Source organism: Bombella sp. ESL0378 (genome assembly GCF_009725845.1).
Lineage (GTDB): Bacteria > Pseudomonadota > Alphaproteobacteria > Acetobacterales > Acetobacteraceae > Bombella > Bombella pollinis.
On sequence record NZ_WNIF01000007.1, the window covers coordinates 170039 to 189688 of the forward strand.

At 53.2% G+C, this 19650-nt stretch carries 18 protein-coding genes; 4 read left to right on the forward strand and 14 right to left on the reverse strand.

The genetic code is table 11. The annotated features are described in order from the left end of the window. The first annotated feature begins 52 nt into the window (after window positions 1-52). From GM556_RS05980 to GM556_RS05990, 3 genes are read left to right on the forward strand one after another with little or no spacing between them, the layout of a single operon-like run. Window positions 53-1030: an AEC family transporter gene (locus tag GM556_RS05980; RefSeq protein WP_155579556.1), complete on the forward strand. Its 978-nt coding sequence runs from the start codon at window positions 53-55 to the stop codon at window positions 1028-1030. Continuing rightward, window positions 1027-1515, forward strand: coding sequence for a low molecular weight protein-tyrosine-phosphatase (locus tag GM556_RS05985; RefSeq protein WP_155579557.1), 489 nt, complete (start codon window positions 1027-1029; stop codon window positions 1513-1515). Before GM556_RS05980 ends, GM556_RS05985 begins: the two co-directional genes overlap by 4 nt. A gap of 13 nt (window positions 1516-1528) precedes the next feature. Continuing rightward, entirely contained in the window at window positions 1529-2464 is a 936-nt protein-coding gene (locus GM556_RS05990; protein ID WP_155579558.1) for a 2-hydroxyacid dehydrogenase, read from the forward strand. A gap of 89 nt (window positions 2465-2553) precedes the next feature. Here GM556_RS05990 and GM556_RS05995 read toward each other — a convergent pair whose 3' ends face one another. The 11 genes from GM556_RS05995 to GM556_RS06045 all read right to left on the reverse strand — a co-directional run bounded on the left by GM556_RS05995 (window position 2554) and on the right by GM556_RS06045 (window position 16219). Further along, window positions 2554-3030 (reverse strand): TM2 domain-containing protein, encoded by a 477-nt coding sequence (locus GM556_RS05995; RefSeq protein ID WP_155579559.1) that lies wholly within the window; start codon window positions 3028-3030, stop codon window positions 2554-2556. Between the two features lie 120 nt (window positions 3031-3150). Further along, entirely contained in the window at window positions 3151-3909 is a 759-nt protein-coding gene (locus GM556_RS06000) for an NAD kinase (RefSeq protein ID WP_155579560.1), read from the reverse strand. 8 nt (window positions 3910-3917) lie between these two features. Further along, entirely contained in the window at window positions 3918-4304 is a 387-nt protein-coding gene (locus GM556_RS06005) for a hypothetical protein (protein ID WP_155579561.1), read from the reverse strand. Between the two features lie 10 nt (window positions 4305-4314). Further along, window positions 4315-5913 (reverse strand): bifunctional phosphoribosylaminoimidazolecarboxamide formyltransferase/IMP cyclohydrolase, encoded by a 1599-nt coding sequence (purH, locus tag GM556_RS06010; protein ID WP_155579562.1) that lies wholly within the window; start codon window positions 5911-5913, stop codon window positions 4315-4317. A gap of 77 nt (window positions 5914-5990) precedes the next feature. Further along, complete coding sequence (locus tag GM556_RS06015; protein WP_155579563.1) at window positions 5991-7502, reverse strand: efflux transporter outer membrane subunit; 1512 nt, start codon at window positions 7500-7502, stop codon at window positions 5991-5993. Continuing rightward, the gene (locus GM556_RS06020; RefSeq protein WP_155579564.1) at window positions 7499-8620 is read right to left on the reverse strand and encodes an HlyD family secretion protein; all 1122 of its coding nucleotides are present in this window, start codon (window positions 8618-8620) and stop codon (window positions 7499-7501) included. Before GM556_RS06020 ends, GM556_RS06015 begins: the two co-directional genes overlap by 4 nt. Next, window positions 8617-10236, reverse strand: a complete 1620-nt coding sequence (locus GM556_RS06025; protein ID WP_230873308.1) for an MFS transporter — start codon at window positions 10234-10236, stop codon at window positions 8617-8619. Before GM556_RS06025 ends, GM556_RS06020 begins: the two co-directional genes overlap by 4 nt. A gap of 197 nt (window positions 10237-10433) precedes the next feature. Then, window positions 10434-11054: a bifunctional 4-hydroxy-2-oxoglutarate aldolase/2-dehydro-3-deoxy-phosphogluconate aldolase gene (gene eda, locus GM556_RS06030; protein WP_155579565.1), complete on the reverse strand. Its 621-nt coding sequence runs from the start codon at window positions 11052-11054 to the stop codon at window positions 10434-10436. Further along, entirely contained in the window at window positions 11051-12919 is a 1869-nt protein-coding gene (gene edd / locus GM556_RS06035; protein ID WP_155579566.1) for a phosphogluconate dehydratase, read from the reverse strand. The genes eda and edd overlap by 4 nt, the downstream gene beginning before the upstream one ends. Before the next feature lie 325 nt (window positions 12920-13244). Then, window positions 13245-15083, reverse strand: coding sequence for a transglycosylase SLT domain-containing protein (locus GM556_RS06040; protein WP_196424778.1), 1839 nt, complete (start codon window positions 15081-15083; stop codon window positions 13245-13247). 317 nt (window positions 15084-15400) lie between these two features. After that, window positions 15401-16219, reverse strand: a complete 819-nt coding sequence (locus GM556_RS06045; protein WP_155579568.1) for a uracil-DNA glycosylase — start codon at window positions 16217-16219, stop codon at window positions 15401-15403. 185 nt (window positions 16220-16404) lie between these two features. Here GM556_RS06045 and GM556_RS06050 point away from each other — a divergent pair, with 185 nt between their 5' ends. Beyond that, window positions 16405-17304: a 4-(cytidine 5'-diphospho)-2-C-methyl-D-erythritol kinase gene (locus GM556_RS06050; protein ID WP_155579569.1), complete on the forward strand. Its 900-nt coding sequence runs from the start codon at window positions 16405-16407 to the stop codon at window positions 17302-17304. 52 nt (window positions 17305-17356) lie between these two features. Here GM556_RS06050 and GM556_RS06055 read toward each other — a convergent pair whose 3' ends face one another. The 3 genes from GM556_RS06055 to GM556_RS06065 all read right to left on the reverse strand — a co-directional run bounded on the left by GM556_RS06055 (window position 17357) and on the right by GM556_RS06065 (window position 19538). Beyond that, window positions 17357-17815: a hypothetical protein gene (locus tag GM556_RS06055; protein WP_196424782.1), complete on the reverse strand. Its 459-nt coding sequence runs from the start codon at window positions 17813-17815 to the stop codon at window positions 17357-17359. A 113-nt stretch (window positions 17816-17928) separates the two neighbouring features. Continuing rightward, entirely contained in the window at window positions 17929-19200 is a 1272-nt protein-coding gene (locus GM556_RS06060; RefSeq protein WP_155579570.1) for an ammonium transporter, read from the reverse strand. Next, on the reverse strand, window positions 19200-19538 hold the full coding sequence (locus GM556_RS06065; protein WP_155573667.1) for a P-II family nitrogen regulator: 339 nt from the start codon (window positions 19536-19538) through the stop codon (window positions 19200-19202). The genes GM556_RS06060 and GM556_RS06065 overlap by 1 nt, the downstream gene beginning before the upstream one ends. Window positions 19539-19650 lie beyond the last annotated feature (112 nt).

Here is a 19650-nt window from a genome sequence, read left to right on the forward strand (position 1 = left end):
GAAAACATCATAGGCTAATCTTTCCACTCCCACGGCAGGATTGATGGCCGCTATGACAACAGCCCTTTTCCTGACAATTATAAATGCTATCCTGCCCATATTAATTACATTAGGACTGGGTTATGTGGCGGCTTGGCGGCGGGATTTTGACTCCCAACAGGCAAGCATCTTAATCCGCCTCGTGATGCTTTATGCCCTGCCGCTGGCTCTTTTTACCTCCATCCTCAGCACACCACGCGCACATATTCTCTCCGCTGGGCCTTTAGCGGGGCTCATTCTTATGGCGATGCTTGGTGTCTATGTTGTTCTTTTCTGCCTTCTCCGTTGGGTGATGAAGCGCAGACAAAGCGAAGCAGCCCTCATCGCCATGACAATCACCGGCCCTTCTGTCCCCTTTATTGGGATTCCCGTTTTAGGGCAGCTCTTTGGCCCTAGCAGTGCCGTGCCAATCTCCGTTGGCTCATTGGTAATGAATCTCTGCCAAATCCCCCTGACCCTCATTTTGATGAATCATGACCAGCAACGCCAACAATGTCAGCATGAAGGGCCTTATAGCTGGCACACCACCATGCGCGAACTGGGCGGGCATCTCCTCCATTCCTGCAAAGAGCCTGTTGTCTGGGCCCCAATGCTGGCCTTTTTGCTCGTATTGCTTGGTATTGGCCTTCCCGTTTCACTCACACATGCCTTCCAACTACTCGGCCATGCCACGGGGGGAACGGCCCTCTTTGCCTCCGGCGTAGTATTATACGCCCGGCAAGTCCGCCTTAGCCTCTCTGTAGGATTAATGGTTTTAGGGCGTAATTTTCTCATCCCTCTTGGGGTATGCGCTTTAGCCTTTGCTGGGCATCTCCCTACTCTCACCATGCAAGAAGGCGTTCTTGCTATGGCGATGCCGAGTGCGGCTATCAATGTCATTCTCGCCATGCGTTATCACATAATGGAGCGCGAAATTGCCTCGGTCCTTTTTTTCGGCACGGTAAGTGCCATATTCAGCTTAGCCTTTTTTATTTGGATGACCCATTCATGAGCTGCCTCTCCTCTGCGCCTTCCTTCTTATTTGTTTGCACCGGCAATATTTGCCGCTCTCCCTTGGCAGAACTCGCTATGCGGCGCGAAATTGAACAACGCGGCCTCATAGCAGATATCGACTCCGCAGGGACGGGGAATTGGCATGAAGGCGACCGACCAGACCCACGCGCCCGCGCTACAGCGCGCCGCCATGGGTTGAATGCCGACCCCCTCCGCGCCCGCCAAGTCCGTAAAGAAGATTTTGAACGATTCGACCACATCATTGCTTTAGACCGCTCCCATCTAGCCGCCTTGCAAAAGATGCAGCCTGCCCAAAGCAAAGCGAAACTCAGCCTTTTATTAGAGCATATCCCTCATGAAACACGGCGCGATGTAGCCGACCCTTATTATGGCTCTGAAGCCGGTTTTGAGACCACATGGCACGATGTGGAAGCTGGCTGCAAAGCTCTTGCAGCACGTTATTTAGAGTCTTCCTCTCTCTGAAAGGTCCTTCATCATGTCCCCAAAACAACCCCTCCTGCTTTTAGAACCCCTCCCCGCCCCTACGATGGAGGCCCTCGCAAAGGACTTCACGCTTCTACAATTCAGCACGTTAGACGCTCTTAAAGAGGTTGCACCTACCATTCGGGCAGTTGCTACAGGCGGCTCCTACGGCGTTGCCCCAGAGATCATGGCCGCCTTACCTAATCTCGAAATCATCGCTGTTAATGGTGTGGGGTTAGACCGCATCGACCTGACAGAGGCCAAAAAGCGCGCTATCCGCGTCACTGTCACAACTGACATCTCCACCGATGATGTAGCCGATATGGCCATGCTGCTTCTACTCGCGCTCAAGCGTAATCTAAGATCCAATGAGACGTTTTTACGCAAAAGCACATGGGCTGATGGGACATTGCCACCCCTCGCCCATTCCCTAAAAGGGCGGAAATTAGGGATTGCCGGGTTTGGCCGTATTGGCCAAGCAGTAGCGCAACGCGCGCAGGCCAGTGCTATGGAGGTCGCCTATTTTAGTGGCCATCACCATGCCAATAGTCCACTAGCTTTTGAGCCAGATTTAAAAGCTCTTGCCCATTGGGCAGATGTTTTGGTGCTAACCCTCCCCGCAACAGCCCAAACAAAAGGGTTGATTAATGCGGAGATTCTTGAAGCCCTCGGCAAGGACGGCGTCCTCATCAATACAGCTCGCGGTAGCGTAGTAGATGAAGATGCCCTGCTCACTGCCCTCCAAAACAAAACCATTGCCGGGGCGGGGCTGGATGTCTTTCAGAATGAGCCGAAGATTAATCCGGCCTTTTTCGCGCTGGAGAATGTCGTCCTCCAACCCCATCAAGGTTCCGCAACGATAGAGACACGCTTAGCAATGGGGCAAAATATCATTGATAATTTGCACGCCTATTTCAGCGGTAAGCCCCTCCTGACCCCTGCATATTGAACAGGTCTCATCGTAAAGTCCTTACAGCAAAGCCCGGCAGGGGAAGGCCTGCCGGGCTTTCTATTTTCATCTCTCCACAGCCGATAGGGTTAAAACCACTCCCGGCGATTTTGCACATATGTTCGATAAAAACCCTCATCAGACCTTGTGAGGTAAATAATCCCTTCAACAAAGGCAATAATCCCAATAATAATACTTGGAATCCCTAGCAAGATAAGCCCAAAAATAGTCACCAAAAGCATAATAATGCCTGCTCGTTTATAACCTAAATAGAACTTATGGACACCAAACCCACCCGCAAAGAGAGCAAGAAGCCCGACAACCATTTTAGACTTACCGCTCATCCCCTCGAAAATATCACTCGTTGATATCTGGCCTGTTCCTGGTACGACAAAAATAGAGAGTGCCTCATCATTCTCTACTTCAAAATCCACAGCGACTCCGTTTTTTAAAAAAACATTGTCAGAGCCAAAGCTGCTTCCCTTAAACGTATAACGCTTGCCATCATCACCGCTAATCAGCCCTTCACCAATGCGAATATCATAATTCAGAATTGTTCCACGCATCTTATCTCTCCAACGGAATCATTACCTAAACAGGACATATTGAATAACTATAACGAGTCCTGCCATTAGAAACTATCCATTAAATAAAATCTCACAACATTATTCTTGATTATGTACAATTTATTCAGCAAATTGTTCAGCAATAATCCGTTCCGATAGGCTATGGTCAGGGTCGAACAGTAGAGTAACTTTCTTCTCTTGGTCTAACCGGACAATAACCTCCTCCACATCGCGTATTTCCTCTGGCCCGGCAACGGCAGAGGCGGGGCGTTTTTTGGTATCTGCCAAAGTGAAGCGTACAGTTACATCCGCTGGCAATAACGCCCCCCGCCAATGGCGCGGCTGAAAAGGCGATATTGGTGTAAGGGATAAAAGCTCCGCCCCTAAAGGAATAATCGGCCCATGAGCAGAACGATTATAAGCAGTTGATCCCGCTGGAGTAGCCAGAATAACGCCATCACAAGTTAGGCGCGGCATCCGCACGCGGCCATCAACCTCTATACCGATATGAACCGTCTGGCGTGTCTCGCGGTAAAGGAACACATCATTAAAGCCGACACCCTCATACATCTCACCCGCTGTGGTGCGCGCCCACATATGCAGCGGGGCAATCTCCGTATGTTGGGCATAAGCTAGACGTTGGGGGAGCTGATCCTCCTCTGGATGGTTCATCAAAAAACCAACCGTCCCGTAATTCATACCAAAGACAGGGATATTACGCCCAATAATTTGCAATAATGTCTCCAGCATAAAGCCATCGCCGCCTAAGCAGACAAGGACTTCAGCTTGCTCTAACGGGACATTGCCATAACGCTCCGTAAAGCGCGTGAGGGCTTCCTGCGCGGCGTCCGTCCCCGCTGCGACAAAGGCAATATTCATAGAGGCACTCAGGGGGATTCACCACTCTTATGCTCAATGACATCATAAGCAGGGGAGCCGGGATAAGCCCCTTTGCGGACATCCAACGCGGATGGGCAAATAAGCTGCTCTTTGTCATAAAGGGCCAGCATCCAAATCTTATGCCCATCAAGACTGAGCAAACCATGCAACTTCACCTCTTTATCCAGCCGTACAAACGGCAAAAGAGATTCCGGCATGACGACTGTACGCCCATCGGTAAAAAGCACGCCATCGCCCGTAATGCGGCTTACTGTCCCTGTAAAAACAGGCAAGGGCCGCACATCATACTGACATTCCGCAGCATGGGCGAAAGCCGGCATCATGCCGAGTAAGCCCATCATGATGACAAAAAATGCAGAAAAACGAGCGATCATCACATGCTCCTTAGTGCCTAAAATGCCGCATACCCGTAAAGACCATCGCAATCCCTGCTTTATCAGCAGCATCAATCACCTCTTGGTCACGGATGGAACCACCAGGCTGAATCACTGCCGTAGCCCCGGCTGCTACCACACTCTCTAGCCCATCAGCAAAGGGGAAGAAGGCATCAGAAGCAGCAACAGAGCCTTTTGTCAAAGCATCAGTCTCCCCCGCAGCGTGTGCGGCATCCTCACTTTTACGCGCTGCAATACGCGCACTATCCACACGGGACATCTGCCCCGCACCAATGCCAACCGTAGCCTGATCCTTCACATAAATCACGGCATTAGACTTCACATGTTTGGCAACGCGGAAGGCAAAAAGGAGGTCCGCCATCTCCGCCTTGCTTGGCTGACGCTTGGTGACGACCTTCAGCATATCCTCCGTAACATGACCATTATCCCGGCTCTGAGCTAAGAACCCACCCGAAACCGAGCGGAAGGACAGCCCCGGTGCTTGTGCCTCTGGCACGCCACCTGTCAGCAAGAGACGAAGATTCTTCTTCTTCGCAAGAATAGCCTTTGCCCCTTCCTCTGCATCTGGGGCGACAATCACCTCGGTAAAGATGGCACTAATCTGCTCCGCTGTTGCTTCATCTAGCGTCCGGTTCAACGCGACAATCCCCCCAAAGGCAGAGACTGGGTCACAGCGTAAGGCGGCCTTCCATGCCTCCGCAACGCTCCCAGCGGACGCAACACCGCAAGGGTTTGCATGCTTCACAATCACCACTGTAGGGGCTTCAAACTCTGCTACAGCCTCAAAAGCGGCATCAGTATCATTCAGGTTATTATAGCTTAGAGCCTTCCCCTGAATCTGCCGTGCTGTAGCAAGACCCGGCCGCGTACTACCATCCCGATAAAACGCTGCTGCTTGATGAGGATTCTCACCGTAACGCAAAAGCGTATCACGCTGGCCAGAGAGGGTAAGAACAGGCGGTAAGCTCACGCCATTTATTTTGCTCGCCTCATCATCCTGCTGGGTGAACCATGCAGCAATCATCCCATCATATGCTGCTGTATGGGTATAAGCCGCAGCAGCCCATGCCCGGCGTTCTGCTAGGGTTGTCCCCCCTTGCGCTAGGGCGTTTAAAAACGCTTCATATTGGGTTGGGCTTGTTAAAATCGCTACAGAGGCAAAGTTCTTCGCCGCCGCGCGCACCATAGCCGGGCCGCCAATATCAATATTCTCGACACATTGTTCTTCATCCGCGCCGGAAGCGACAGTCGCTGCAAATGGGTAAAGATTGACACAAACCAAATCAATCGGGGCAATCCCATGTTCCTGCATTTGCGCTTGATGCTCTGCCTTATCCCGGCGGCCAAGAATACCACCATGAATCCACGGTACGAGCGTCTTAACACGGCCATCCAAAATCTCGGGGAAGCCTGTATGGTCGGAGACCTCCTTCACCGGCAGGCCAGCATCGCGCAATGTGCGAGCGGACCCTCCTGTCGAGAGGATTTCCACCCCCTTTGCGATGAGGGCATGAGCGAGTTCAACCAACCCAGTCTTATCGGAGACAGAAAGAAGGGCACGACGAGGGGAGAAGCGTGTATCAGTCATGGTTTTGGCATATCGCCCCCCTCCCTCCTGTGCAAGATAGATTCAGAACCATCCGCGCTAAAAAGCCTCTTTAAGGGTTATTCTTGATGTTCAATCTGGCTCTCATGCGCATGATTACCTATCATGCGCTGCTCTGTTGTCGCCATCATCGTTTGCCATCCACCACCCAAAGCACGATAGAGGCCCACAGCGGCTAACGCTGTTTGCATATGGAGTTCTGCCTCCACCACTTGGCTGGAAAGCAACATGGATTCCGCGCGGTCCACCTCTAAGAAAGGCACCGCACCATCCCGATATTGCAGCCGTGCTGCCTCATAGGCTTTACGATTCTGACGAACAAGCTCCATGATATGCTGATACCGTAGCTGGAGTTGCGCCATACGGGTAATTGCATCATCAACATCCCGCCATGCCTCTAAGACTGTTTGCCGATAAGCAAGGGCTATCTCCTGCTGCTCCGCCTTACGCAAAGCCAAGGTGCCGCGTAAACGTCCCCCCTCAAAAATCGGTACATTGACAGTAGGGCCAAGGGTAAAATATTTCGCCCCCGGCATGAAGAAATCCCCCGCAGAGAGGCTTTGTGTTCCTAAATTACCCGCTAGATTAATATCAGGATAAAAGGCCGCTTTTGCTGCCCCCACCTCTGCTGTAGCGGCATGGAGCCGTGCATCAGCCATCATAATATCCGGCCTCCGTTGGGCGAGGCTGGATGGCACCCCAACCCCGACCGAAACAGGGAGGTCCAGCTGCGGACGTATAGGCAGTAACTCCCCCTCCAACGCACGAGGCGGCAAAGCAAGCATCACGCCAATCGTGTTAATCAATGCCGCTTGCATCTCCCGTAAAGGGGGTAAAGCACTATCGGTTTGCTCCACCTGCCCACGCGCCTGCGCGACCTCCAAGTCATTCGCGGCTCCTTCTGTCTGCCGTGCTAACACAAGGGCAAGGTCGTGCCGCACAAGGGCTTGATGTTGCTCTGTAAGGTGAATCTGTGCCTGCACAGCACGAAGGCGCAAATAAGCCTCCACGAGGTCGGCCAGCCGTCCCAACGCCACCCCACGCGCATAGGCTTGCTGCTCCACCACGCGGGCTTTACCTGCCTCTACAAGGCGGCGAATACGGCCAAATAAATCCATATCCCACGAGGCTGAACCAACATTGGCATATTGCTGATATTGCAAATTCGCCCCCGGTGCAGGCTGAGCGAGAGTGAGAAAGCCGTGGGTGCTCTGCTGCGTCCATGTATAAGAGCCTGCCCAATTTAGGCTCGGCACCCCTTCCGAGGCGACTACTTTAAGCTCCCCACGAGCTTGAAGCACCCGCGTGGCCGCTTGCCGAATATCCAAATTATCGCGTGCAAGCCGTTCGACCAATTTATTTAAAACAGGGTCGTGCCATTGCTGCCACCATGTCGTATCCACATCCCCTGCATGAATAAAACCGCGCGTCCGTGCCTCATGCACATCAGCCGCTTTCTCCCAGCCACTAGGTTGATCCGTCTCTTTTGGGGTTTTATAATCCGCCCCCACACGGATGCACCCACCCAGCCCTAATAGGCCTATTAAAAGCCAAAAACTACGCTGCCTCATTTATCTGTCACCCCACGGTCAAGCCGCTTTTGAGCCTGCACAATATTGGCTAAATGCGTCTCCACCGTTGTCTCGACCGAAAGCCCCATCCGCAATAGCCGTGCATGAGGCTGACCGGGAAGAAGGGTAATTTTCACCGGCAGACGTTGGACAATCTTTGTAAAATTACCCGTAGCATTTTCTGGTGCCAAAGGCGCAAAAGCCGCTCCAGAGGCAGGCGGGACACTATCCACGACGCCCTCAAGGTCAATATCATAAGCATCAACATGGATGCGGGCCTTCTGGCCGGGGCGCATATGCTGGAGGGCTAACTCCCGATAATTTGCCTCAATCCAAAGTTGGTCCATCGGCACAAGGGCCATCAACGCCGCCCCATTGGGAACGTAATTTCCCACCTGAACGGTGCGTTCCCCAACCATGCCATCAAAAGGCGCACGAATGGTGGTGTAAGAGAGGTTCAACTCTGCTTGATGCACCCGTGCATGGTCCACCTCCACTTGGCGGCGTGCTGAATCCTGCACAGCCTCCAACACACGTAGCTGCGCTTGGGCTGCGGCATATTGCGCTTGCGCGGCTTGAAGGGACGCTGCCAGCTCATCCAAACTTGCCCGTGTGCGCTCGCCCTCCTCGCGGCTCCCCGCACCATTACGCGCCAAATGGGCATAACGAGTTGCATTCTGCCGGGCGAAAATCAACTGCGCGGTTAATTGCGCCACATGCGCTTGAGCCTCGGCAATCAAAGCGGGTTGACGCTCTACAGTAGCAGCAGCATCCAACACCACCGCACGGTCATGCGCCTCGGTCGCGCGGGCTTGGTCTAATGTAGTTTGATAATCACGTGGGTCGAGCTGGACCAGCACATCCCCTGCATGAACACTCTGGTTATCATCCACTGCCACAGCCACAACCTGCCCCGGTACACGCGGGGCGATAACGCTATAATGTGCCGTCACATACGCATCATTCGTCCATACGCGTGCAGCAGGGATGAACACAATCGCCAGAATCACACCCACAAAAAGAGCCAGAATCCCCCCCGCTAACCAGACCGGCCAGCGTTGCCCCAAAAAACGCCCTTGCTGCTTATGGCTATGATGTTCTGCTGCTTGTTGTGTCATTCTTCTTCCACCCCTTCCCCACGCTGGGCCTCTGGCTGCTCTGGCGATGTCACAACTCGTGGTGCAAATACAACCCATGGTGGATAAGTTCGCACAGGCACAATGAGGATAAAGACCATCAACACCACTAACAATGCTGCCAAAACGCAGAATAAATCCGATAACGTCAGCACAGTGGCTTGATGATGAAATTGCTGTTTAAGATACGCCATACTCCCGCGATAACGCGGTGTTCCATCTGGTAAAAAAGGCGTAGGGCTTTGCAATAAAGGGCTACTACCTTGCACAAGCGCGTATCGATATTGGCCCAAGCGGTCTGCCAAGCGGCCCTCATGCAGGCCACCGCGCCACCGCGTCACTAAATCCACCAACCATGTGCCCCCCACCATCATGAAGGCACGCGGCATATTCACCAACGCAACGGCAAAAGGTGATTCTTCTGCCACAACGGCATTGGTGGACATCATCAACAGGGAGGCCAACACCATCACCCCGCCTATGCCTTGCAAAAACTGCCAGAGATAAAACTCCGGCCGTTGCCATACGGAGGTAACGAGGGAATCCCCACAACAGGCGATGAACATGCAAACCATGCCGCTAAAGCCGATGATGCGACAATCCACCTCCCGCCTATTGAGCAAATACCCCACAAAAGGCGCGACCAATATCTCCACCGCTGCGACTTCTAAGGTGATGAGATAGCTTTGCTCCGGCCGGTAGCCCACTATCTTTGTCAGAAACTGCAAAGGCACAGCCGAGGCAGAGAGTGAAATCACCACAAAGAGGCTAATCCCCCCTACCCCGTAGAAATAATTATTCCGACTGAGAAGTTGAAAGCGAAAAAAAGGCAAAGGGTGCCGCCATTCATTCCACACCAAAAGGGGGATGGCTGCGACACCAATCACACTCAAGACGCAAATAAGGGATGAATTGAACCAGTCCAGCCAATCACCAAGGGACAGCACCGTTGTTAGGCACCAAGCGGCCATAACGAAAAATAGCAAGCCATAACCATTAAACCGCTTTAAGCGATGATGTTGTGGCTCCGTAACAGGCATACCATACCAAATACATGCCCCCGCTAACGCGCCTAGCGGGATAGCTTGCAAGAAAATAAACCGCCAACTGAAAAAATCCGTCCATATCCCGGCCAAAGCCGTACCGAGATAAGGAAAACAGGTGGAGACAAGCGTATAAGCCACCAGCCCATAAGCCCGCAGATGAAAAGGCAGAATCCGCAAGATGGAGAACATCAGCAAAGGGATGGCAAATCCACCAGCCAAACCCTGCACGCTGCGCAAACTATAAACGGCTATGGGCATCGTGCAAAAAGTCATCGGCACAATGCTGCTTAAAGCAAGGGCCAGCACAAACAAAGCCCAACGGCGCAAGCTAAACGTAATAGCCATCCATGGGGAGAGCCCTGCCCCAATCACCTGTGCGGAGGTATAGAGGCTAACAAACCACCGGGACGGGTCCCGGCTAAGGCCCATCCCCCCCATAATATCACCAAGACCTTGGAGGGAGACTTGCTCATTTAACGTTGTCATCACCGCTACCAGCAAAACGCCAGCGAGACCGATGATAGATGTCATATGGGCACGAATAGCCTGCAACCAATCCTCCTGACCAAGAGGTCAAACCTCTATCAGAGATTGGCATATCACTTAATAAAGAGCCTAATGTTTTTGAAATTATCCGACCAGTCTGTTACTTAAAAACAACAAGCTTTTCCCATAAAAAACGGGACCACACAGCCATAAGCCGTATGGTCCCGCTTTGCCTTAACGTCTCAGACGAGAAGGATTAAAGCTTAGCGCAAGCCCAAAGCCTTTGTCCGCTTCGCTACTTCCTCAGCGGAAGCATTGCCAGCGGTCAACCAAGAGCCACCAACGCAAGCGACTGTCGGCAGGGCCAACCAGTCCTTATATGTAGCCTCGGTAATGCCCCCTGTAGGACAGAAGCGCACGCCCAAGCTACCAAACACAGCGGAAAGCCCCTTTAATGCCGGGATGCCGCCATTAGTCATAGCAGGGAAGAACTTAAAGCGGCGTAGCCCTAGGTCCAAACCCATCATGATGTCGCTAGCATTAGCTGTACCGGGGAGGTACGGTACGTCACGGTCCAACGCTTCCTTCACCAAAGCCGGTGTGATGCCGGGGCTGACCATGAACTTTGCACCAGCCTTCATAGCCTGGTCCATCTGCTTAGGGTTCAGCACCGTACCAGCACCGACCAATGCCCCTTCCACTTTGGACATCTCAGAGATGACCTCCAAAGCAGCTGGTGTACGCAATGTCACCTCAAGGGTGGAGATGCCACCAGCGACCAAGGCCTCAGCAATCGGACGGGCCGTAGCCACATCCTCAACAACCAGAACAGGCATAATCGGGCTGCGGTCCATTACCGCATCCAGTCTTTTGATGTAGCTCATACCTCGGTTCCTTTCTCAACATCATCACCGATTTCATCCAGCTCACGATCCATCATGAACTGCATCGGCGAAGCCCCCTGCTCGGCGGACGGTGCCACCTCACGCATGAGGGCAAACAGCTCGCGCCCTGTGCCAGCTGTGGCGCGATGCGGTTTGGTCGGCGTACGTGCGTTCCATTCCTTCTCATCCACCAGAGCTTCCAACTGCCCTGTACGGGCACAAACGCGGATCATATCGCCATCGCGCACCTTAGCCAGCGGGCCGCCAACCTGCGCCTCCGGCCCAACATGCACCACAGCGGGGACCTTACCACTCGCACCAGAGAGACGGCCATCTGTAACCAATGCCACCTTAAAGCCTTGGTCCAGCTCCACACCGAGGGAGGGGATCAAGTTATGCAGCTCTGGCATGCCATTGCCGCGCGGGCCTTGGCCAATCACCACAACCACAACATCCCGATGCAACTCACCAGCCTTTTGCGCTTCCTTCACCGCCGTTTGGGAGTTAAAGACGCGGGCCGGGGCCTCAATGGTCAGCAGGTTATCCGCCACAGCACTGGATTTATACACGCCGCGACCCAGATTACCCTGAAGCAACTGAATCCCCCCAACTGGGTGGAATGGGTCCTTCACACCGCGAAGAATCTCAACATCGCTGGATAGCTTGGCAGGGGTGTAAACAACATTCTTGTCATTGCCTAGCAGAGCGCGTTTGGCGTAATCCTCCAACCCATTCTCAGAGACAGTGGGAATATCACGATGGATCAAGCCAGCATCGGCTAGTTCAGCAATGACAGTCGGCAAACCGCCAACCTCGTTAAACTTGTTCACATCGGAAGGACCGCTTGGATACACCTTACACAAGGTTGGCACCGCAGCAGAAAGGTCGGAGAAGTCTTCCCAATTAACGATAATACCCGCAGCACGCGCCACGGCGGGGATGTGGATCGTATGGTTGGTGGACCCACCTGTAGCCATCAGACCAACAATGGCGTTCACGATGGCCTTCTCATTGACGACCTCGGCCATTGGGCGTGGGGTCTTACCCTTTGTACTAATCTCCACCAAACGATGGACCCCGGCACGGGTCACAGCCTGACGCAGTGGCGTATCAACAGGGATGAAGGACGAATCCGGCATCATAAGCCCAAGGAACTCGGCCATCATCTGGTTGGTATTGGCTGTCCCGTAGAAGGTACAGGTCCCCTCAGCATGATAAGAGGCCATCTCGGCCTTCATCAGCTCATCTTTGCCAATTTTCCCTTGAACATAAAGCTGACGAACCCGGACTTTTTCCTTGTTCGGCAGGCCAGAGATCATCGGGCCAGAGGGGATCAACATGCCCGGTAGATGACCAAAGCGCAGCGCACCCATCAACAAGCCAGGAACAATTTTATCACAAATACCAAGCAGAGCTACAGCATCATACATACCATGGCTCAGCCCTACGGCGGTAGATTGTGCAATTACATCACGCGAGAAAAGGGAGAGGTCCATCCCCTCTTGGCCTTGCGTGACACCATCGCACATCGCCGGGGCCCCACCAGCAACCTGTGCTGTAGCCCCAACCTCACGTGCAAAAAGCTTCATCTGCTCCGGGTAATGAGCATAAGGCTCATGGGCAGAAAGCATATCGTTATAAGTTGTAATAATGCCCAAATTAGCACGCTGCTCAAAAACCAGCTCCTGCTTATCAGCAGCACTGGAGGCAGCAACGGCATGGGCCAGGTTCCCGCATGTAAGCCGGGACCGGTCTACACCTTTTTCACGGTTACGCTCCATAAGAGTGAGGTAACGACGGCGGGACGTCTTGGACCGCTCGATAATTCTGGACGTTACACTCTCAACAACGGAATTCAGAGACATTGAAGCACTCGCTGTTCGGCTGGACACCCCACAGACAGACGGATAATTCCCCCTGAGAGACACGGTATCATATTATCATCCGCTTGCTTCCCCAACAAAAGGGAAGCATCGCACCACCTTTATGTAAGGAAAGACGCCCCAACGGGCAAGCCACCCCCCATGCACGAACTGACCATCTCCCCAGCACCCAACACAAGGCAATATTATAAAAAGAGTGATTTTTGGGGGTTTTCTCTACAAAAAACCCAGATGAAGCCTTGCACTGTCATGCACAAAACTCCTCTCTGGGCTTTTTAAAATACCTCACTTTGCATAGACGCCGCGCCTAACTCGGCGAGTCATGCTCCTCCTCTTCCTCTCTAAAACTCGGCCAATGACCCGCCGCAAGGGCTATAAGAGAAGGTGTCGCTACGTGCAGGCGGCGGCCATAGACCCAATCATTGGTCAAAACATTCCGCACATAACGCCGTGTCTCCGGGCTGGGGAGGCATTCGATGAACATAAGCGGGTCTTGCAAGCCTCTTTGCCCACTCTGCCAGCGGTTAATGGCTTGCGGGCCTGCATTATAAGAGGCCAAAACCTTTAGTAAGGACGCTTCATTATTCGGCTCATTTTGCCCGATATTCCGGGCAAGATAGAGCATATAAAGCTGCCCGACCTCTAAATTATACCCCGGCTCACGCAGACGCCTTTGCATCTCCTGATAAAACCGCCCCCCCGCAGAGGTAGGGACCGCTTGTGGGAGATGATATTGCTCATTCACCAACCCCGCCGTGACAGGGCGTACCTGCATCATCCCATACGCCCCCGCAGAGGAAGCCGCAGAAGCATCAAAGTTCGACTCCATACGCGCTACAGCGTAAACAAGAGCCGAAGAAAGACGAAAGCCATTATAAGGGTGCAGCTCTGGGAGGGGGCCGAGCACTTCTTTTAACTCATTATGATCCAACCGCTCTAAAGCATGCTGCATCTGCTCTGCTAAAGCCAACATCCCTGCTTTTTGCACAACAAGTTGCAAAGAATGCGCCCTTACAGGGTCCACAAGGGCATCCTGCCACATCTGGCGGGCGAGCATTTCTGCCCGTCCTTGCTCCCCAACCTGTAGCAACGCGAAGAAATGCGGCCCCTCCTCCATAGAAGAAACCACATTAATATCCACCTCACTCAAGGAGGTTTGAGCCGCACCTGCCAAGCCAATATGGGATAATACACCCGAGAGAGCTGTCTCTGCTGTATGGTCATCATGCAGCATACGCCCCGCTAACAGGCCGTAAAAACTCTCACTTTGTGTAGAGGCCCGGTGCAACCATGTGTGATAAAGGTTGGCTTTCCCCTGCCTCTCCGCTACGCGACCCGCCCAAAAAGAAGCCGCAGCCTGAATCTCACCATCGGTTTGCTCTGCATTGGCGGCATTTTCAAACAAATCATACGCGGCATCGGTATAGCCCTCGCGCCATGCCGCTAACCCAGCGACAAAAGCAGGGAACCCGACTTTATAATGCCCTACATCCAAACCATTTGCGCCAATACGCAATGCGCTACGCGTCTCCCCTTGGCTGAGCAACTGCATCGCTATCTCGCCATGCAACTGGGCCGCGTAAGATGCTGTCATCCCGGGGGTAGATTTTAGCTGGGCCACCGCCCGCTGTGCGCCTGCCACGCCTTGGGAGGCTTCATCCATTAACGCACGGTCTAAACGGCTGTTACGCACCAATGTTTGAGAGAAAGGTACGGCTTTCTCCACCCGATGAAGGTCCGCTACATTATCATACCCACTGGGTAGATCCGCCGTGGTGGAAGCATCACCCCCGCGACGCATATCATCTAATTTACGTTGGATAAAAGGCGCATCGGGCAAAGAGGCATAATGCTGCAACCAGCTACTCAGCTCTGCCACAGAGGGATGAAAGATAGTGCTAAGATAACGCTCGGCCAGATAATCGGGCAGGAGCAAACGCTCCGCTGTGCTATCTGGGCCAGAGGCGTAATTTAATGCCTCTAAACGCGTAACATCCCCTTCCCGCACGGCAGTAAAGAGGGCCCGATAACGCTCCGCAACAGCCGCAGGCAATGGCCGCGGCAAAGAAGCTTCCCCTATAGGGTGAGGTGATGCGCCATGACGCTCACCTTCAAAATGCTCCGGCACGTGGGACGGAAGAGACATACCCTGCCCCTGCGCCGGAAAAACAGTGTGACCAGCCAGCAATGCCACGCTCAATAGAACGCCACATCTTACTGCGCTAGACCCACCTGGAAATATCCATCGCATAATGCCGGGGCGTAACGCGCTTTTTCTTCACTGACAACCCTTGAAAATAAAGCCAACGCTCCCAGCGTCTTCCCCAAGATAGGCATACACTAGTAAAGAAACCAGCGATTTCTTTCTCTTTTTGCATAGTTCCCCAATTTATGAGACTTCCCTTTACCATTTTGTTAGATGTGGCCGTTAATCTTTTATTCATATAAACGACTCGCTAATCTTCACCTTACCTTCTCTTTCTGAAGAGTCTCCTCCAGTAAAAGAATATCCGCCCAAAGATGCCGCCGCCGCCCTGCATTATCTCCTAATTGAGCAGGATGCCAGAGCGGTAAAAGAGGGATCGGCGCAGCCATAGAGGGAATCATCACCTCATGCCATCGCCCCCGCAACTGGCTAAGCCGTACTTCTTGGCGTAGCAACATCCATGCAGGCGTTGCCCCCATCGTCACAATGCGTGAAGGCTGCGCTAAAGCAATCGCCCGATGCAAAATAGGCACACAAAGCTCTAATTCCCGCTGAGAGACACGCTGCCCCCCCGGTGGCCGCCACGGAATCGCAGGCACACATGAGAGCTGCTCACGCTTCATCCCAATAGAGGCCAAAATGCGCTCTAATAGTCGCCCCATCTCCCCCGCAAAGAGCGTGCCATGGCGGTCCTCATCCTCATTTGGGACATCCCCAATCAATAAAAAAGGCGCGTCCTTGACCAGATGAAGCCCGAGATGATGCTTGGCTGTCCGTGCAAGCGTCACGCCGGGTATATGACGGCCTGCTTGCAATAACGCCTCGGGGTCTTCTGCCTTAGCAAGCGCAGCCTGTGCCTCTTGGAGGCTACGCGTTTCCTGCTTGGCTGTCAGCCGCTCTGCGGATGACGAAGAAGGGGCCACTCCCCCTCTCCCTATCGCGGGGCGGGCGGGCTCCTCTTGCCATATAGCCCACGGCACATCCTCTATCAGCTCATCCACGCCCCACTCTTGATGCAGACGCAAAGCCGCTAATACATCCTGCACGGGGTATGATGAAGACGAAGACACAACCATGGAACTCTAAAAACTCTCTTTATCTATACGATTCTAACACAGCTACCCAACCATCCACCTTCATAGCTTATAGCGGCTTAATCTGTTACATAGACCACGCATAGATGAACACCCACCCGGACCTGATAAACCGTAACAAGGCCCTACCAAATTGTCCGGCTTTAATAAAATGAGGATGCCCTGCCATGGTGCTGCATCAAGACACAGCGCACGCTAAAATCAATCTCTTCCTTCATGTAACGGGCCGCCGTGATGATGGGTATCACCTTTTGGATAGTCTTGCTATTTTTGCTGGCGCGGGGGATGAACTTTCCCTCAGCGCGGCCCCTTCATCACAAAAAAACGAAAGCCTCATTCTCCAAGGGCCTTTTTCCAAAGGGCTGGAGGCTGATGGCAATAACCTCGTCCTCCGCGCTGCAACAGCCCTGCGGGCGCATCATGGGGGAGACAAAGAAGCCCTCCCTGCCGCTCTCTTACAGCTTGATAAATACCTCCCCATCGCCTCTGGCATTGGGGGTGGCTCTGCCGACGCCGCTTGTGCCTTGCGATTACTGACACGCTATTGGGGCCTCTCATCAGAGGCCACCGTTGCTATTGCCCCAACCCTGGGAGCGGATGTTCCTGTCTGTTTGCAGCAAAAAGCAACACGCATGGAAGGCATTGGCGAAATCCTCACCACCGCCCCTGCTTTACCCAAAATGGGCATCATGCTTGTTAATCCCGGCGTGAGCGTTTCCACTCCGACTATCTTTAAACGACTCGCTGCAACGGGTGGACCGCGCGCACGCGCCGCTTTGTCCTTTCCTACAGAAGGATGGCCTACGATAGATGCCCTCGTCACCTTCCTAAATGGAACGGAGAACGACCTCCAACCCCATGCTATCGCTCAGGAACCCATCATCGCCACGGTTTTGGAACATCTAGCCCAACTCCCACAGGTCCGTTTTAACCGTATGAGCGGCTCTGGTGCGACCTGCTTTGCGTTGTTCGATACTCCTCACGCTGCCCAAGAGGCAGCCCGTCACCTCACACAACACCCCGTTGCAAAAACATGGTGGTGCTGGGCGGGAGCTGTACTGGCGTAAAAAAAGCCCGCTTCTGCAAGCGGGCTTTCTCCCTAACACAAAGGGCAATCTTTTATCGAGCCGCGCCCTTCAACCGGGCATTACAAGCGGAATAATAACCGCCCCCTTTTTGAATCCACTTCAACCCACCATTACGGCCATTATTCTTATTGGCATTATATTGGGCGAGGCAGGTCTTCATCCGCGCTTTCCCTTCCGATAAGGAGGAGAACTCAGGCGCGATGCGCTGAGGGAAAAGCACATCCCCACTCACAACAGGGGCTGGAGCGGCGGCTGGCGTTTTGGCCTCACTTGGCGCAACGGCGCGCGCAGACGTATCAGTACAATGAGCTTGCTTAAAAGCCACATAATCCTGCCCGTTTAATGTCCCAGAGGCCTTAGCATTATTAAACGCCTTATGACAGGCAGCTAGGGAGGGCTTACCTGCCTCAATAGCAGGGGCAGCTAAAGCAGCATTCCCCCCGATTAAAGAACACACCATCATAGAGAGGCCCATAACGGATAGCTTCATCACATTCATATCCTTACAACGAACTAACAAATGAGGGGCAAATAATACCACTCTTTCACCATAATTCCACAAGCAGCCTCACCCCAACTCAAGGGCAAAGCTACCATATGCGCTTAGTTGAGCCGCTCGCCATGTTGGGCAAGGTCCAACCCCATTTGCTCCTCATCAGAGGAAACGCGCATACCAACCGTCTTATCGACGAGCCAGAAGATGATAGCTGTTAGGATAACAGACCATATAATCGTCACACCCACAGCCTCAGCCTGCCGCCCTAACTGCGCCCAACTTCCACTTACTCCAACTGGGTTTGAGGCCGTGGCAGAGAGCGGACCATAAGCAAATACGCCCGTCAGTAAAGCCCCAACAATGCCCCCTACGCCGTGCACACCAAAAGCATCTAGGCTATCATCATAACCCAAACGTGTTTTTAACACCGCAGCACTATAGAAGCACACACCACCCGCAATCAGCCCAATCGCTAATGCCCCACTGGGGAGGACAAAGCCCGCGGCCGGTGTTACCGCCACAAGCCCTGCCACCACGCCAGAGATAATCCCCAACGCTGTCGGTTTGCCATGACGCCACCATTCTACCAGCATCCAGCCTACACCACCGCCAGTGGCAGCGACCTGTGTTGTGAGCATCGCCATACCGGCCCGACCATTCGCCCCAAGGGCAGAGCCTGCATTAAAGCCAAACCAGCCTACCCAAAGCAGCGAGGCCCCGATAATCGCATAAGCCAGATTATAGGGGGACATATCATCACGCTTTAGCCCGTAACGGCGGCCAATCATCAAGGCACAAACCAACCCGGCCACACCAGAATTGATGTGAACAACTGTACCCCCGGCAAAGTCCACAGCCCCTAACCCAGCAACCCAGCCAAGCGGGCTCCATACCCAATGAGCCACCGGCGCATAAACCAGCAACGACCATAGAATCGTAAAAACACACAGCCCAGCAAAGCGGATACGCTCTGCAAAAGCCCCTGTCAGCAGGGCTGGTGTGATGATGGCAAAGGTCATCTGGTACATCAGATAAACGCTCTCGGGGATGGTCATAGGTGTTTCTGCCGGAGTCCCCGCCCCTAAGGTAAAGGCTCCGTCCGTCCCTTGATGGAATTGCGATGCAACCCCCCGTAGGAAAAAGCGAGAAGCATCACCAATCCACGCCGTCCCTGTCGAGAAGGCTAGGCTATAGCCGAGGACCATCCACACAATGCTCACAATACAGCAAATCCCAAAGGACTGAACCATAGTGGAGAGGACATTCTTCCGCCGCACCATCCCAGCATAGAACAACGCTAAGCCGGGGACCGTCATCAGCAAGACAAGAGCCGTGCTGACCAACATCCATGACGTATCGCCTGTATCAATCGCACGCATTAGAGGGCTCCTTCACCTGTCTCGCCTGTCCGGATACGGACCATCTGCTCCACATTTGTGACCATAATCTTGCCGTCACCAATACGGCCTGTACGGGCTTTTTCGGTAATGGCCTCAATAATCTCTGGCACACGCTCATCAGAAACAACCGTTTCCAGCTTAATTTTGGCGATGAAGCTAATAGTATATTCAGCCCCACGATAGATTTCTGTCTGGCCCTTCTGCCGGCCAAAACCGCGCACCTCCGTCACAGTCAGCCCATGCACACCCAGCTCCGCAAGGGCTTCGCGTACATCATCTAATTTGAACGGTTTGATAATTGCCGTTACAAGCTTCATCCCCTCTGGCCCTTTTCTACCGTTGGTCTGTTACTACACTGGAATGAAATCGTGCCACCTTCACAACGATTTCTGCAAGTCTTTCTTTTCGTCAAAGATAGAGCTAGACACA

Excerpts from the sequence above, each read along its gene's own strand:
- GM556_RS05980 (WP_155579556.1), top strand. The coding sequence starts at position 53 with ATGACAACAGCCCTTTTCCTGACAATTATAAATGCTATCCTGCCCATA.
- GM556_RS05985 (WP_155579557.1), top strand. The coding sequence starts at position 1,027 with ATGAGCTGCCTCTCCTCTGCGCCTTCCTTCTTATTTGTTTGCACCGGC.
- GM556_RS05990 (WP_155579558.1), top strand. The coding sequence starts at position 1,529 with ATGTCCCCAAAACAACCCCTCCTGCTTTTAGAACCCCTCCCCGCCCCT.
- GM556_RS05995 (WP_155579559.1), bottom strand. The coding sequence starts at position 3,030 with ATGCGTGGAACAATTCTGAATTATGATATTCGCATTGGTGAAGGGCTG.
- GM556_RS06000 (WP_155579560.1), bottom strand. The coding sequence starts at position 3,909 with ATGAATATTGCCTTTGTCGCAGCGGGGACGGACGCCGCGCAGGAAGCC.
- GM556_RS06005 (WP_155579561.1), bottom strand. The coding sequence starts at position 4,304 with ATGATCGCTCGTTTTTCTGCATTTTTTGTCATCATGATGGGCTTACTC.
- purH (WP_155579562.1), bottom strand. The coding sequence starts at position 5,913 with ATGACTGATACACGCTTCTCCCCTCGTCGTGCCCTTCTTTCTGTCTCC.
- GM556_RS06015 (WP_155579563.1), bottom strand. The coding sequence starts at position 7,502 with ATGAGGCAGCGTAGTTTTTGGCTTTTAATAGGCCTATTAGGGCTGGGT.
- GM556_RS06020 (WP_155579564.1), bottom strand. The coding sequence starts at position 8,620 with ATGACACAACAAGCAGCAGAACATCATAGCCATAAGCAGCAAGGGCGT.
- eda (WP_155579565.1), bottom strand. The coding sequence starts at position 11,054 with ATGAGCTACATCAAAAGACTGGATGCGGTAATGGACCGCAGCCCGATT.
- edd (WP_155579566.1), bottom strand. The coding sequence starts at position 12,919 with ATGTCTCTGAATTCCGTTGTTGAGAGTGTAACGTCCAGAATTATCGAG.
- GM556_RS06040 (WP_196424778.1), bottom strand. The coding sequence starts at position 15,083 with ATGTCTCTTCCGTCCCACGTGCCGGAGCATTTTGAAGGTGAGCGTCAT.
- GM556_RS06045 (WP_155579568.1), bottom strand. The coding sequence starts at position 16,219 with ATGGTTGTGTCTTCGTCTTCATCATACCCCGTGCAGGATGTATTAGCG.
- GM556_RS06050 (WP_155579569.1), top strand. The coding sequence starts at position 16,405 with ATGGTGCTGCATCAAGACACAGCGCACGCTAAAATCAATCTCTTCCTT.
- GM556_RS06055 (WP_196424782.1), bottom strand. The coding sequence starts at position 17,815 with ATGAAGCTATCCGTTATGGGCCTCTCTATGATGGTGTGTTCTTTAATC.
- GM556_RS06060 (WP_155579570.1), bottom strand. The coding sequence starts at position 19,200 with ATGCGTGCGATTGATACAGGCGATACGTCATGGATGTTGGTCAGCACG.
- GM556_RS06065 (WP_155573667.1), bottom strand. The coding sequence starts at position 19,538 with ATGAAGCTTGTAACGGCAATTATCAAACCGTTCAAATTAGATGATGTA.